The sequence below is a fragment of the Luteimonas changyuni genome (assembly GCF_039548395.1).
Taxonomy (GTDB): Bacteria; Pseudomonadota; Gammaproteobacteria; order Xanthomonadales; family Xanthomonadaceae; genus Luteimonas.
Genome location: NZ_JBCLUZ010000005.1, coordinates 119,933 through 134,327, shown reverse-complemented (window position 1 = coordinate 134,327; position 14,395 = coordinate 119,933). Strand labels below are relative to the sequence as shown.

The 14,395-nt window shown below is 71.3% G+C and carries 12 protein-coding genes and 1 pseudogene; 3 read left to right on the top strand and 10 right to left on the bottom strand.

Features of this window, described 5'->3' with window-relative positions; genetic code table 11:
* Positions 1-9: 9 nt before the first annotated feature.
* From trpA to prmB, 10 genes and pseudogenes are all read right to left on the bottom strand, one after another.
* The gene (gene trpA, locus WCD84_RS03880; protein ID WP_343280496.1) at positions 10-849 is read right to left on the bottom strand and encodes a tryptophan synthase subunit alpha; all 840 of its coding nucleotides are present in this window, start codon (positions 847-849) and stop codon (positions 10-12) included.
* Positions 846-2,060, bottom strand: coding sequence for a tryptophan synthase subunit beta (gene trpB / locus WCD84_RS03875; protein WP_343278368.1), 1,215 nt, complete (start codon positions 2,058-2,060; stop codon positions 846-848). The genes trpA and trpB overlap by 4 nt, the downstream gene beginning before the upstream one ends.
* Positions 2,053-2,745 carry a phosphoribosylanthranilate isomerase gene (locus WCD84_RS03870; RefSeq protein WP_343280495.1) on the bottom strand — a complete coding sequence of 231 codons (693 nt, stop codon included), beginning with the start codon at positions 2,743-2,745 and terminating at the stop codon, positions 2,053-2,055. The genes trpB and WCD84_RS03870 overlap by 8 nt, the downstream gene beginning before the upstream one ends.
* Before the next feature lies 1 nt (position 2,746).
* Positions 2,747-3,574, bottom strand: coding sequence for a tRNA pseudouridine(38-40) synthase TruA (gene truA / locus WCD84_RS03865; RefSeq protein ID WP_343255738.1), 828 nt, complete (start codon positions 3,572-3,574; stop codon positions 2,747-2,749).
* Between the two features lie 51 nt (positions 3,575-3,625).
* Positions 3,626-5,578 (bottom strand): FimV/HubP family polar landmark protein, encoded by a 1,953-nt coding sequence (locus WCD84_RS03860; protein WP_343280494.1) that lies wholly within the window; start codon positions 5,576-5,578, stop codon positions 3,626-3,628.
* A gap of 85 nt (positions 5,579-5,663) precedes the next feature.
* Positions 5,664-6,680 carry an aspartate-semialdehyde dehydrogenase gene (locus WCD84_RS03855; RefSeq protein WP_343280493.1) on the bottom strand — a complete coding sequence of 339 codons (1,017 nt, stop codon included), beginning with the start codon at positions 6,678-6,680 and terminating at the stop codon, positions 5,664-5,666.
* 47 nt (positions 6,681-6,727) lie between these two features.
* Positions 6,728-7,492: a sulfurtransferase gene (locus tag WCD84_RS03850; protein WP_343280492.1), complete on the bottom strand. Its 765-nt coding sequence runs from the start codon at positions 7,490-7,492 to the stop codon at positions 6,728-6,730.
* Positions 7,493-7,539: 47 nt separating this feature from the next.
* Positions 7,540-8,532, bottom strand: a complete 993-nt coding sequence (locus tag WCD84_RS03845; RefSeq protein WP_343280491.1) for a 2-hydroxyacid dehydrogenase — start codon at positions 8,530-8,532, stop codon at positions 7,540-7,542.
* Positions 8,525-9,649, bottom strand: a complete 1,125-nt coding sequence (gene aroC, locus WCD84_RS03840) for a chorismate synthase (protein ID WP_449280057.1) — start codon at positions 9,647-9,649, stop codon at positions 8,525-8,527. Before aroC ends, WCD84_RS03845 begins: the two co-directional genes overlap by 8 nt.
* A 121-nt stretch (positions 9,650-9,770) precedes the next feature.
* A pseudogene (gene prmB, locus WCD84_RS03835) lies at positions 9,771-10,685 on the bottom strand (50S ribosomal protein L3 N(5)-glutamine methyltransferase); the annotation flags it as partial.
* A 107-nt stretch (positions 10,686-10,792) separates the two neighbouring features.
* On the opposite strand from prmB, the gene WCD84_RS03830 reads away from it, so the two are divergent.
* The 3 genes from WCD84_RS03830 to WCD84_RS03820 all read left to right on the top strand — a co-directional run bounded on the left by WCD84_RS03830 (position 10,793) and on the right by WCD84_RS03820 (position 14,171).
* Positions 10,793-11,440 (top strand): SCO family protein, encoded by a 648-nt coding sequence (locus WCD84_RS03830; protein ID WP_343255732.1) that lies wholly within the window; start codon positions 10,793-10,795, stop codon positions 11,438-11,440.
* On the top strand, positions 11,437-12,282 hold the full coding sequence (gene asd, locus WCD84_RS03825; protein ID WP_343255731.1) for an archaetidylserine decarboxylase: 846 nt from the start codon (positions 11,437-11,439) through the stop codon (positions 12,280-12,282). The genes WCD84_RS03830 and asd overlap by 4 nt, the downstream gene beginning before the upstream one ends.
* Positions 12,283-12,353: 71 nt before the next feature.
* Positions 12,354-14,171, top strand: a complete 1,818-nt coding sequence (locus WCD84_RS03820; protein ID WP_343255730.1) for a DEAD/DEAH box helicase — start codon at positions 12,354-12,356, stop codon at positions 14,169-14,171.
* The last annotated feature ends 224 nt before the right edge of the window (positions 14,172-14,395 follow it).

Here is a 14,395-nt window from a genome sequence, read left to right as displayed (position 1 = left end):
CGGGGGAGTTTAGCCCACTGTCCCGCCGGCGCCCGCATCCAGCGCCCGGCGCAGCGGGGCCAGGAAATCCGCGGCGGCCGCGGCGGCGGCACCACTGCCGGCAGCGGCCATCACCTTGACCAGGGCGCTGCCGACCACCACGCCGTCGGCATCCACGGCCATGGCCGCGGCGCTGGCGGCATCGTGGATACCGAAGCCGGCCACCACCGGCACGGGGCTGAGGGCGCGGATGGCGCGCAGGTGCGCGGCCGCGGCAGCGGCGTCCAGGCGGGCGGAATCGCCGGTCACCCCGGCAAAGCTGACGTAGTACAGGTAGCCCTGCGCGAGCGAGCAGAGCATCTGGACGCGCTCCGGATCCGTGGTCGGCGATGCCAGCAGCACCAGGGCCACGCCGCGGGCGGAGAACGCATCGCGGAACCCGGCGGCCTCCTCCGGCGGGAGGTCGACCAGCAGCACGCCATCGACTCCGGCATCGGCGGCGGCAGCGGCAAAGGCCGCGGCACCGCGGATCTCCACCGGGTTCAGATAACCCATCAGCGTCACCGGAGTGTCGTCGTCGCGCTCGCGGAACTCGCGCACGCGCTCCAGCACCCAGGCCATGCCGGCGCCGCGCGCGAGCGCACGCTCCGAGCTGCGCTGGATGGTCGGGCCGTCCGCCATCGGATCGGAAAACGGCACGCCGAGTTCGATCGCATCGGCACCGGCCTCGACCATGGCGTGCATCACCGGCACCGTATCTTCCAGCGACGGATCACCCGCGGTGATGAAGGGCACCAGGGCCTTGCGTCCGGCGGCGCGCAGGGCGGCGAAGCGGCGCGCGATCCGCGGCGCGACTTCGACGACGCTCATACCTCCACTCCTTCGCGCGCGGCGATGGTGTGCACGTCCTTGTCGCCGCGCCCTGACAGGTTGCACAGCACCAGCGCGTCCTTCGGCATGTCGCGCGCGAGCTTGATCGCCTGCGCCACCGCGTGGCTGGATTCCAGCGCGGCGAGGATGCCTTCGGTGCGCGCCAGCAAATGGAATGCCTCCAGCGCCTCGTCGTCGCTCACGCCGACATAGGTGGCGCGGCCGGTATCGGCGAGGAAGGCGTGCTCGGGCCCGACGCCGGGATAGTCCAGCCCGGCGGAGACGGAGTGGGTTTCGATCACCTGGCCATCGTCGTCGCAGAGCACATAGGTGCGGTTGCCGTGCAGCACGCCCACGCGCCCGGCCGAAATGGACGCCGCGTGCCGGCCGCTGTCCATGCCCTCGCCCGCCGCCTCGGCGCCGACCAGGCGCACGTCGCGGTCGTTGAGGAAGGCGTGGAAGATGCCGATCGCGTTGCTGCCGCCGCCGACGCAGGCGGTGACCACGTCCGGCAGGCAGCCGTGCCGCTTCAGCATCTGTGCGCGCGCCTCCTTGCCGACCACCGCATTGAAGTCGCGCACCATGCGCGGGTACGGGTCGGGGCCGGCCACCGTGCCGATGATGTAGAAGGTGTCGCGGACGTTGGTCACCCAGTCGCGCATGGCCTCGTTGAGCGCATCCTTGAGCGTCGCCGAGCCGCTGGTCACCGGCACCACCGTCGCACCCAGCAGCTTCATGCGGTAGACATTGATCTTCTGGCGCTCGATGTCGGTCGCGCCCATGTAGACCACGCACTCCAGGCCCAGGCGCGCGGCGACCGTGGCGCTGGCCACGCCGTGCTGGCCGGCACCGGTCTCGGCGATGATCCGGGTCTTGCCCATGCGGCTGGCGAGCAGCGCCTGGCCGATCGTGTTGTTGATCTTGTGCGCGCCGGTGTGGTTCAGGTCCTCGCGCTTGAGCAGGATGCGCGCGCCGCCGACGTGGCGCGTGAGGCCCACGGCCTCGTAGATCGGACTCGGCCGGCCGACGTAATCGGCCAGGTCGGCTTCGAACGCGGCGACGAAGGCCGGATCGCCGCGCGCCGCGTCATAGGCCGCGGCCAGCTCCCGCAGCGGCCCGGCCAGGGTCTCGGCGACGAAGCGGCCGCCGTGGCGGCCGAAGTGGCCGCGGGCGTCGGGGAAGGCATGGAAATCGGCCGGCATGTCACTCATCACGCATCTCCAGAACTGCTTCTTCATCATCATCATCGGCGCGGCAATCGCTGCGACGCACCTCGGCCACGAATGCGCGCATCAGGTCCCCGTCCTTTTGACCGGGCGCGGACTCGATGCCGCTGCTTACATCCACGCCCCACGGCATGGTTGCGGCCACCGCATCATGGACGTTGCCGGGCGAAAGCCCACCGGACAGCAGCAGCGGCCGGGTCAGCGCGCGCGGCAGGGCCGACCAGTCGAAGGCGCGCCCGCTGCCGCCGTCATGGCCGCCGCCATGGCTGTCGAACAGGAACGCCGACGCACCCGGGAAGGCGGCCACCAGGGCCGGCCCTTCCACCGCGGTCCCGGCGCCCATGCCTACCGCCTTGAGATACGGCAGCCCGAAGCGGCGGCAGAAGGCATCGTCCTCATCGCCGTGGAACTGCAGCAGGCTTGGCTTCACCTGCTTCACCACCTCGCGGACCTCGTCGGCGGGGTTGTCACGGAACACCGCGACCGCGTCGACCAGCGGCGCCAGCGCCTCGCGCAGGGCGCGGGCCTCGGCGACGTGGAGCCTGCGCGTACTGCCGCGGGCGAAGACGAAGCCGATGGCGTCGACGCCGAGCTCGCTCGCGAGGCGGACGTCGCCGGCGCGGGTCAGGCCGCAGAATTTGATGCGCGTACGGAAGAGGGTGCGTGGCATGTCAGGGTCGTGGCAGGGGAAGGGGTCCCGGCACGGCGCCGGGGCCATCCAGCGTGACTTCCGGAGGGAGGCCGCAATCTGCCGGATAGAGGGGCCCGAGGAAGACCAGGCCGCCCGACGGCGCGGTCGGGCCGGCACGCCTGCGGTCACGCGCGTCCAGCACCTCCGCGATCCACTGCTCCGGACGGCGGCCGCCGCCCACTTCCAGCAGCGATCCGACGATGTTGCGGACCATATGATGCAGGAAGGCGTTGGCCTGGACGTCGACCACCACCACGTCGCCCTCGCGCGTCACGCTGATCCGCTGCAGGTCGCGGCGGGCGTGTGGCGCCTGGCAGTGCACCGTCCGGAAAGAAGTGAAGTCGAGCTCGCCGACCAGGGCCTGGGCGGCGCGATGCATGGCATCGGCGTCCAGCGGATGCCGGCTCCAGGCCAGGTACTGGTGGCCCAGCGCGGGCCGGACCGGACGGTTGAGGATGCTGTAGCGGTAGCGGCGGGCGCGTGCGGAGAAGCGCGCGCTGAAGTCGTCGCCAACCTCGCGGCACCAGCGCACCGCCATCGACGGCGGCAGCAGCGAGGTCGTACCCAGCATCCAGCTGCGCGGATCGCGCGCGGCTTCGCTGTCGAAATGCACGACCTGGCAGCGCGCGTGGACGCCGGAATCGGTGCGCCCGGAACAGATGGTCGCTACCGGCGCATCCGCCACTTTCGACAGCGCCGCCTCCAGCGTCGCCTGCAGGGTCCGCGCGCCGCCGGCACCGGCGTCACCCAGTCGCTGCCAGCCCAGGAAGTCGCTGCCGTCGTATTCGGTGCCCAGTGCGTAGCGCATGGTGTGCGATGACCGGCCGCGCCGCGCACAGTCGCGGCGGCGACACAGGCGTCAGGCGATTCCTTCCAGCAGGCGCGAGGCCTCCGCGCGCGCCGCGTGGTCGCCGGCATCGACGACTTCCTGCAGCAGGTCGCGGGCGGTGTCGACGTCGCCGAGGTCGAGGTAGGCGCGCGCCAGCTCGATGCGCTCCGCGCCGCCTGGTGACGGGTTGAGCGAGGCGATCACCGCGGCATCATCGGCGTCGCGGTCGCGGTCGATGTCGGTATCGGCGTCGGTGTCGGTGTCGGTGTCGGTGTCGGCATGCGTGGGGACGTGCTCTGGCACGAACTTGGCCACGGGCACAGCCTTGGCCACCGGCACGACTACATCGGTGCTTGCCGCCGCGTCCGCGTGCCATGCCGGCGTCGCCGGACGTGGCGCCGCGGGCACCTGCTGCGGGGCGTCGGCAGGCGACTCGCCTTCCGCCGGCGACGACGACGCGGCTGCCAGGGCGGCAGCGTCAAAGCGCGGCCGCGGCGTCGGCTTCGGCGCGCGACGGATCAGCATCCAGGCCACCGCGGCGACCAGCAGCAGGCCCAGGCCGATCCACGCCCACGGCAGGCCGCCAGCTTCGGCCGCAGCCGGCGGCGCCTCGGCAGCAGGCTCGGAGGTGGCCGAAAGGCGCTCCTGGACCGCGGCCAGCTCGCTGTCCTTCATCGTGATCAGCTGCGCCTGCTGCGCCTGCAGGCGCTCGAGGTCCGCGACGCGGGCCTTGAGTTCGTCCACCTCGGCCTCGCGTGCGGCCAGGGTTTCCTGGCTCTGGTGCAGTTCCTGTTGCATTTCCTGTCGCAGCATTTCGCCCTCGCCACCGGCCTGGATGCCGGATCGTATGCCTGCCTGCTGCCCGCCGGCCGCCGACGGCGGCACGATTTCCAGGCGCGCGTCCGCGGTACGTGCCACGGCGTCCGGCTGCGGGCCGGCTTCGCCTTCGCCCGCCGGCCCGGGCGCTGGGGCCTCGGGGGCCTCGGCGGCGGCGGGCGCGTCCATGACCGCTTCGGGCTGCGGTGCCGGACGCGTCATGTCGCGCCAGGCCGCCACCTGCTCGCGCATCAGCGCGCGTGACTCGCGCAGGTCCAGCCCGGCGATCTCGCTGCGGTCCGGGATGCGCAATACCGCGCCCTGGCGCACCAGGTTGAGGTTGCTGGCGATGAAGGCTTCGGGATTGGCGCGGAACAGCGCCACGATTGCCTGCTCGCGGGTGACGCCGTCGCCGACAAGCTGCGCGGCGATCGCGCCAAGCGTCTCGCCCGCCTGCACCGGGCCGTACTCGCCGGGAGGCGCGGATGCCTGCGCGGGCAGTGCCGCCGGCATCGGCGCCGGTGTTGCCACCGGTGCGGGCGCGATGGCGGGAGGGGTCGCAGCTTCGTCGGCCACGGCAGCGTCAGCGCGTTCGGCGGCAGCGGCGGCAGCGTCCGCAGCGGTTTCATCGACCGCGACGGCTTCATCCGTCGGTGCGATGTCGTCAGACCCGGGCGCCGCCGCAGCCTCCGGCGAACGCACGATGGTGTTCGCCGGCGCGGCGACCGGCGCTTCGATGGCCGGCTGTGCCGGCGCGGCCACGGTCTGCGGCGTATCGACCAGCGCGGAGTACTCGCGCACCAGGCGCCCCTGCCCCCAGTCGACCTCGACCAGGAAGGTCAGCATCGGCTGGGTGACGGGTTCGCGCGTGGTGACGCGGATCACCGGGTTGCCGCGGGCGTCGAGCGCCACCGCGAACTCCAGCCCCGCGACCACGCTGTCCGGCGCCGGGAGGCCGATGCGCCGGAACGTGTCCGGCGACGCCAGGCCCGCGCGCAGCTGGTCGAGTTCGCCGGAATCGCTGGAGATCACCTGGATCTCGGCCAGCAGCGGCTGGCCGGCGCGCGACTTGACCTCGATCCGGCCCAGGCCCAGCGCAAGCACCTGGCCCGCGAACAGCGCCAACAGCAGGCCGCACATGGCGGCCCAGCGGATTGCTCGCATCATTCGCGGTGTCGTGTGCACTCGTTCCCCCATTGCATCGCGTGGACTCTAGCGGCCCGCGGCCTTGGATGGCAACGCGGGAGCTGCATCAGCGCTCGCCGATCACCAGTTCCGCGACCTGCACCGCATTCAAGGCCGCGCCCTTGCGGATGTTGTCGGCCACCACCCACAGGTCGAGTCCACGCGGGTGCGAGAGATCCTCGCGGATGCGACCGACAAAGACCGGATCACTGCCCGACGCGTGCGTGACCGGCGTCGGATAGCCACCGGCAACGCGCTCATCGACCACCTCGACCCCGGGCGCCGCTTCCAGCAGCGCGCGCGCTTCGGCGGCGCTGATCTTTTCGCGGGTTTCAATATGCAGCGCCTCGGCGTGGCCGTAGAACACCGGCACCCGCACCGCGGTCGGGTTCACCTGGATGCTGTCGTCGCCCAGGATCCTGCGCGTCTCCCAGACCAGCTTCATCTCCTCGCGGGTGAAGCCGTTGTCCATGAATTCGTCGATCTGCGGGATCAGGTTGAAGGCGATCTGCACCGGGAAATGCGCCGGCTCGGCGCCGCGGAAGCCCAGCAGCGACGCGGTCTGTCGGCCGAGTTCCTCGAGCGCCACGCGGCCCGCGCCGGACACCGACTGGTAGGTCGCGACGTTGATGCGCTCGATGCCGACCTTGCGGTGGATCGGCGCAAGCGCCACCAGCATCTGCATGGTCGAACAGTTGGGGTTGGCGATGATGCCGCGCGGGCGAAGCCTGACGGCTTCGGGATTGACCTCGCTGACCACCAGCGGCACGTCCCCGTCCTGGCGGAACGCCGATGAATTGTCGATCACCACGGCGCCGGCGGCGGCGAATTTCGGCGCGTACTCCTTCGAAACCGCCGCGCCCGCGGAGAACAGGGCGATGTCGACGCCGGCAGGATCGAAAGTCGCCAGGTCGCGGACCACCACCTCGTCGTCGCCGAAAGCGACCGTTCCGCCGGCCGAGCGCTCGCTCGCCAGCGCCACCATCTCCCTGACCGGGAACCCGCGTTCGGCGAGGATCGAGAGCATCGCCTCGCCCACCGCGCCGGTTGCGCCGACCACGGCCACCTTGTATTGCCTGCCCATGGAGACTCCGTTCGTTGAGGGCGCGACGGGGGCCGCGCAGCCGGGCATTATCGCGCGCGGCCGGCGGAATGTGCGGAGCACCGGTCAGCCGCGGCGCGCAGGCCCGGATCCAGCGCGATGCGCTCGTCGAAAACGAAGCAGCGGCCTTCATATCCGGCGCCGCCCGTGGCTTCGAAGTAGCCGAGGATCCCGCCGTCGAGCTGCAGGGCGTGGCCGAAGCCCGCGTCGCGCATCCAGCGCACGGCCTTTTCGCAGCGGATGCCGCCGGTGCAGAACCCGACCACGATGGCATCGGCGAGCGCCTCGCGGTGCGGCACGAGGGCCGCCGGCAGGTCGGTGAAGTTGTCGATCGGCAGCGTGAGCGCGCCGGCGAACGTGCCGTGGCCGACTTCTTCGCGGTTGCGGGTGTCGAGCAGCACCAGCCGCCGACCGTCGTCGTCACGTCCGCGCGCGATCCAGCGCGCCAGGTCCGCAGGCGCCACCGCGGGCGCACGCCCGTCCAGTGGCGAGACCCCATCGCGGCGGAAGCTGATGATCTCGGGCTTGTGCTTGACCTTCAGGCGCGCGAACGGCTGCGTGTGGCTGCGGCTGGACTTGGCCTGCAGGCCAGCGAAGCGCGCATCGCCGCGCAGCAGCGCAAGGAAGGCGCCGATGCCGGCCTCGCTGCCGGCCAGGAACAGATTGATGCCCTCGTCCGCGACCAGCACGGTCCCGAGCAGATCCTGCGCTTCGGCCCAGGCACGGATACGCACGACCAGGGCGGCGGGATCGTCGACAACGACGAAATGATAGGCGGCGATGCTGGTGTACATCGGCTCATTCTACGGAATGCGTGCTGCGGCAGCCGCCACGCCCGGTTTCAGGCAGCGGCTGAAGTGACCGGATTCGGCGGCCGTCCGGCATCGGGGCCGACGCCCATCGCCGCGATCAGGTTGTCCACCGCAAGCGAGACCATCGCGCGCCGCGTGGGCAGGCTCGCACTGGCGATATGCGGCGTCAGCACCACGTTGCGGCAGGCGGTGAGCCGCGGGTTCACCACGGGCTCGCCCTCGAAGACGTCCAGCCCGGCAGCCGCCAGGCGCCCGTCCTGCAGCGCCTCGGCAAGCGCGTCCTCATCGATCAGGCCGCCGCGCGCGATGTTGGTCAGCGTGGCGCCGGGCTTCATCCGCGCCAACGCCGCGGCGTCGATGATGTGGCGGTTGGCCGCCGTGTACGGCAGCACCAGCACCAGGTGGTCGGCCGCCGCCAGCAGCGCGTCGCGCTCCACCCAGGTCGCGGCGCAGTCGCGTTCGACCGCCGCCGGCAGCCTGCTGCGGTTGTGGTACAGCACGCGCATGCCGAAGCCGCGCGCGCGCCGCGCGATGCCCTGCCCGATCCGGCCCATGCCAAGGATGCCCAGGGTGCTGCCGTGGATCTCCGCGCCAAGCAGCTCGTGGAAGCCCCAGCCCTGCCAGTTCCCTGCGCGCAGCCAGTGCTCGGCCTCGGTGATCCGCCGCGCCGCGGCCATCATCAGCGCGAAGCCGAAGTCCGCCGTGGTTTCGGTCAGCACGTCCGGCGTGTTGGTGGCGACGATGCCGCGGGCGGCCAGCGCCGCCACATCAAGGTTGTTGTAGCCCACGCCGACGTTGGCGATCGCGCGCAGCCTTGCCGCCCCAGCGACTTCGGCCGCGCCGATGCGGTCGTTCAGCGTGACCAGGGCGCCGTCGGCATCGGCCAACGCGGCCGCGATCGCTTCCGGCGCATGGTCGCTGATGTCAGGCGTGCGGCTGACGTCGAACCACTGCTCCAGCCGCGCCTCGATATCGCCGTACAGCGGCTGCGACACCCATACCCTGGGGCGGGCGTCAGCCATGGCCGTTCCCGTCCGGCGACCCCGGGATGCGCGGCGCCACCGCGCCGACATCGCCACACTGGGCGCGATGGCGCAGCGCCTGGTCCATCAGCTCCAGCGCCAGCATCGCCTCGCAGATCGGGGTCGCGCGGATGCCCACGCAGGGGTCGTGGCGGCCGGTGGTCACGATGTCCACGACCCCGCCTTCGACGTCCACGCCCGGCACCGGCAGGCGCAGGCTCGAGGTCGGCTTGAAGGCCACCGAGCACACGAGCTGCTGGCCGCTGCTGATGCCGCCCAGCACGCCGCCGGCGTGGTTGGACAGGAAGCCGTCCGGGGTCATTGCGTCCCGGTGCTCGCTGCCCTTCTGCGCCACGCAGGCGAAGCCGGCGCCGATCTCCACGCCCTTGACCGCGTTGATCGACATCATCGCCGCGGCGATGCCGGCATCGAGCTTGCCGTAGACCGGCTCGCCCCAGCCGGGCGGGACGCCGTCGGCGACCACGGCAACCCGCGCGCCGACGGAATCCCCGGACTTGCGCAGCGCATCCATGTACGCCTCGAGCTCTGCAACCTGCGCCGCATCGGGCCAGAAGAAGGCGTTGCCCTCGACCGCGTTCCAGTCATGGGCCTGCGGCTCGAGATCACCGATCTGCGCGAGATGGCCGCGCACGCCGACGCCGTGGCGCTCGGCCAGCCATTTCTTCGCGATCACGCCCGCGGCCACGCGCATCGTGGTCTCGCGCGCGGAGCTGCGTCCGCCGCCGCGCGGATCGCGGATGCCGTATTTCTGCCAGTAGGTGTAATCGGCGTGCCCGGGGCGGAACTGCGTCGCGATGCGCTCGTAATCGCGACTGCGCGCGTCCGAGTTGCGGATCAGCAGGGCGATCGGGGTGCCCGTCGTCAGGCCCCCGTACACGCCCGACAGGATCTCGACCACGTCGTCCTCGCGGCGCGCGGAGGTATGCCGCGACCGCCCGCTGGCGCGACGTTCCAGGTCGTGTGCGAAGTCGTCCGGTGCCAGCGCGATGCCCGGCGGGCAGCCATCGACCACGCAGCCGATCGCCGGCCCGTGGGATTCGCCGAAGGTGGTGACGCGCAGCAGTTGGCCGAAGGTGTTCAGGGACGTGCCCCGCAAGGATCCGGCTGGCCCGCTGGCATGTGCATCAGAACAGGCTGTCCGGCTCGCTGCCGGTGGCGCCTGCGCCCGCTGCGGTCGCGCCCGTCGCCATCGCAGGAGCCGCGGCCGCGCCGCGCTCCCGCTCCGCCGCCAGCGCGGTGATCCGCGCGCTGTGGCTGACCAGGTCATGGCGCTCGACCACGAACACGCCCATCTGCCCGACCTTGAACTCCACCCACATCAGCGGCAGCTCCGGCAGCAGCTTGGACAGCGCGCGCTCCGCCTCGCCGACCTCGCAGATCAGCACGCCCTCGTCGGACAGGTGCAGCGGCGCATCGCGCAGGATCTTCAGCACCAGGTCCAGGCCGTCGTCGCCGGCGCGCAGGCCCATCTCGGGCTCGTGCGAATATTCGCGCGGCAGCGCGTCGGTTTCGGCGTTGGTGACGTAGGGAGGATTGCTGACGATCAGGTCGTAGTGCTCGCCCTGTACTGCAGAGAACAGGTCAGACCTGAGCAGGCGGACGTTGTCGGTCATCAATCGGCGCTCGTTCTCGCGCGCCAGCGACAGGGCCTCGTCGCTGAGGTCGACGCCATCGACATGCCAGTCCGGGTTGTAATGCGCCATGGCAATGGCGATGCAGCCGGAGCCGGTGCACAGGTCCAGCGCGCGGCGCACTTCGCGGCCGGCGAGCCAGGGCTCGAAGCCCGATTCGATCAGCTCGGCGATCGGCGAACGCGGCACCAGGGCGCGGCTGTCGCTCTTGAAGCTCAGGCCCGCGAACCAGGCTTCGCCGCACAGGTAGGCCGCAGGCACGCGCTCCTCGATCCGACGGATGAACAGCGCGAGCACGTCTTCCTTCTCGGCTTCGGTCACCCGCGCGGTGCCGTAGACCGGGCTCAGGTCGTGCGGCAGGTGCAGCGCGTGCAGGGTGAGCTGGGTCGCTTCATCCAGGGCGTTGTCGTAGCTGTGGCCGAAGGTCAGCCCGGCCGCGTTGAAGCGGCTGGCACCGTAGCGGATCAGGTCGATGATGGTCTGGAGCTGTTGGGTGGTCATGGCGCGCGTTCACGGCGCTTTCGCCGGGGCGGGCAGTATAGCGAAGCGGCCGCGCCCTCCGGCGCGGCCCGTTATCATGTCCGGTCACTCCCGGCGTCCGAGGCACCATGTTCAACCGCACCGTCCTGATCGTGCTCGTGGCCGCGCTTGCCGCCGGCCTCGGCCTTGTCGCCTCGCAGAAGTGGTTTGGCGGCAACAGCGCCCCGGCCCATCCCGAACTCGAGACCGTGCGCCTGTTCCCGCAGGCCCGCGAGCTGCCGCCGTTCGCACTGCAGCAGTCCGACGGCACCCAGCTGGTTCCCGGCGAGCTGCACGGCCACTGGACCCTGGTGTTCCTCGGCTTCACCCACTGCCCGGACGTCTGCCCGACCACGCTGGCCGACCTGTCGCGGGCGCAGAAGGAATGGGAACCGCTGCCCGAGGCCAGGCGGCCGCGGGTGCTCTTCGTCTCGGTCGACCCCGAGCGCGACAGCCCCGACCGCATCGGCGAATACGCGGCCTTCTTCCATCGCGACACCCTCGCTGCAACCGCCGACATCCCCGCGCTGGAGGAGTTCGCGCGCTCGCTGTCGCTGGTGTTCATGAAGGTCCCGGCCGCCGACGGCGCTCCGGCCGACCAGTACACGATCGACCACTCGGCCGCGCTGGCCCTGCTTGATCCCGCCGGGCGGATGGCGGGCGTGATCCAGGGGCCGCTCGACCCGGCGGCCATCGCCGCCGACCTGACCACCCTCACCGGAGCATCGCCACAGTGAGCCTGGTCACCCGGCTGAGCTACGCCCTGCCCCACCGCCTGCTGTCGGGGGCCGCGCGCCGTCTCGCGTATTCGGACAATCCCAGGCTGCGCCGCTGGCTGATCGACACGGTGGTGCGCCGTTTCGGCGTGGACCTGTCCGAGGCGGCGAATGCCGATGCGGCCTCCTACCCCACCTTCAACGCGTTCTTCACCCGGGCGCTGCGTGCGGATGCGCGCGTGGCCGACCCCGATCCGGCCGCCATCCTGATGCCGGCCGACGGCCGCATCAGCCAGTGCGGCCCGATCCGCGGCGGGAGGATCTTCCAGGCCAAGGGCCAGTCCTTCACCGCGGCCGAATTGCTGGCCGACGAGGTCGCCGCCGCGCCCTATGCCGATGGCCTGTTCGCCACTGTCTACCTCTCGCCGCGCGACTACCACCGGGTGCACATGCCCTGGGACGGCCGCCTCCTGCGCACGGTCCACGTTCCCGGCCGCTTGTTCAGCGTCGGCCCGGCGGCCGTGGCCCGCGTGCCGCGGCTGTTCGCGCGCAACGAGCGCCTGGTCTGCCACTTCGCCACCGACTTCGGGCCGATGGCCGTGGTGATGGTCGGTGCGCTGTTGGTTTCAGGCGTGGAGACCGTCTGGAGCGGCGAGGAAATTCCCGCCTATGGCGACCGCGTGGCCAGCAAGGACTACGTGGGCGAGACGGTGGACCTCGCGCGTTTCGAGGAAATGGCGCGCTTCAACTACGGTTCCACCGTGATCGTGCTGCTGCCCCCGGGCGTCGCCGAACTGGCGCCCGGACTTGGCGCGGAAACCCCGGTGACGCTGGGCCAGCGGCTGGCCACGCGCACGAGCTGACGCCGCGAAGGCGCTGCGGAGCGTAGAATCCCACACCCCACCAGGCCATACGGCCCACCAGAGGCCGCTTGATGAGTTCCGAAGCCCCCACCGCGCTGTTCACCGATCTCGGCCTGCCGCAGCCGCTGCTGCAGGCATTGGCCGCCGTCGGCTACGAAGCCCCCTCGCCGATCCAGGCCGCGACCATCCCGCCCTTGATGGCCGGCCGCGACGTGCTCGGCCAGGCCCAGACCGGCACCGGCAAGACCGCCGCCTTCGCCCTGCCGGCGATGGCGCGCCTTGACCCCGCCGCGCGCAAGCCGCAGGTGCTGGTGCTGGCACCGACCCGCGAACTCGCGATCCAGGTCGCCGAAGCCTTCCAGACCTATGCCGCCTTCCTGCCCGGTTTCCAGGTGCTGCCGATCTACGGCGGCCAGGGCTACGGCCCGCAGCTGCAGGCCCTGCGCCGCGGCGTGCAGGTGATCGTGGGCACGCCGGGACGGGTGATCGACCACATGGAAAAGGGATCGCTGGACCTGTCCGAACTGCGCATGCTGGTCCTCGACGAGGCCGACGAGATGCTGCGCATGGGCTTCATCGACGACGTCGAGTCGGTGCTTGCGCGCACCCCGGAGACGCGCCAGGTGGCGCTGTTTTCGGCCACCATGCCGCCGCAGATCCGGCGAATCGCGCAGAAGTACCTGCGCGACCCGGTCGAAGTCGCGATCAAGTCCGCGACCAGCACCACGCTCAACACCCGCCAGCGCTACTGGATGGTCAGCGGCACCAACAAGCTCGACGCGCTGACCCGGATCCTCGAGGCCGAACCCTTCGACGGCATGATCGTGTTCGCGCGCACCAAGCTCGCCACCGAAGACCTGGCCTCGCGCCTGCAGGCGCGCGGCTTCTCCGCCGCCGCGATCAACGGCGACATCGTCCAGGCCCAGCGCGAGCGCACCATCGCGCAGCTGAAGGACGGCAAGATCGACATCCTGGTGGCGACCGACGTCGCCGCGCGCGGGCTCGACGTCGACCGCATCAGCCACGTGCTGAACTACGACGTGCCCTACGACACCGAGAGCTACGTCCACCGCATCGGCCGCACCGGCCGCGCCGGGCGCAGCGGCGAGGCGATCCTGTTCATCGCCCCGCGCGAACGCAACATGCTGCGTTCGATCGAGCGCGCCACGCGCCAGCCGATCGAGCAGATGGAACTGCCGAGCGTGGAGACCGTCAACGACGCCCGCATCGGCAAGTTCAAGCAGTCGATCACCGACACCCTGGCCGCCGGCGAGCTCGGCCTTTTCCAGTCGCTGGTCGAGGACTACGAGCGCGAATTCAACGTGCCCGCGATCGAAGTCGCCGCGGCGCTGGCGAAGATGGCGCGCGGCGACGTGCCGCTGCTGCTCGATCCGCCGCGCGCGAAGCCCGCGCCCTCCCCGACGGCCTTCGGCCAGGAGCGCGAATATCGCGAACGCCCTGCCCGCCACGAGCGCGCCGACCGCGGCGAGCGCCCCGCGTTCCCGAAGAAGGAGCGCGTGGCACGCGCAGCGTCGCCGGGCATGCAGACGTTCCGCGTCGAGGTCGGCTACGACCACGGCGTGAAGCCGGGCAACATCGTCGGTGCGATCGCCAACGAGGCCGCGCTCGAGTCCAAGCACATCGGCCGTATCGAGATCTTCGAGGACCACAGCCTGATCGAGCTGCCCGAGGGCATGCCCGAGCCGACCATGACCCACCTCAAGGGCGTCTGGTGCGCGGGCCAGCAGCTGCGCATCACCCGCGACGGCGAAGCGCCGGACACCGCCGGCGGCAAGGGCGCCGGCCGCAAGCCGTTCGAGAAGAAGCCCTTCGCGAAAAAGCCGTTCCCGCCGCGCAAGCCGCACCGCAAGGGCCCACAGCCCGAGTAACGCGGCCCGAGTCGCTGTGTCCGCCACAGCCTGCGCCGCTCGCTGCATTTGCCGCTGCATTTGCCGCTGTGGGAGCCGCTGTGGGAGCCGCTGTGGCGTACCGCCGTGGCAGCCGCTGCGGCGTACCGCTGCGGCAGCCGTTGTGGCGTGCCGCTGTAGCGTGGTGCCGCTATGGCAGCCGCTGTAGCGTGCCGTTGTGGGAGCCGCTATAGCGGCGATCGCGG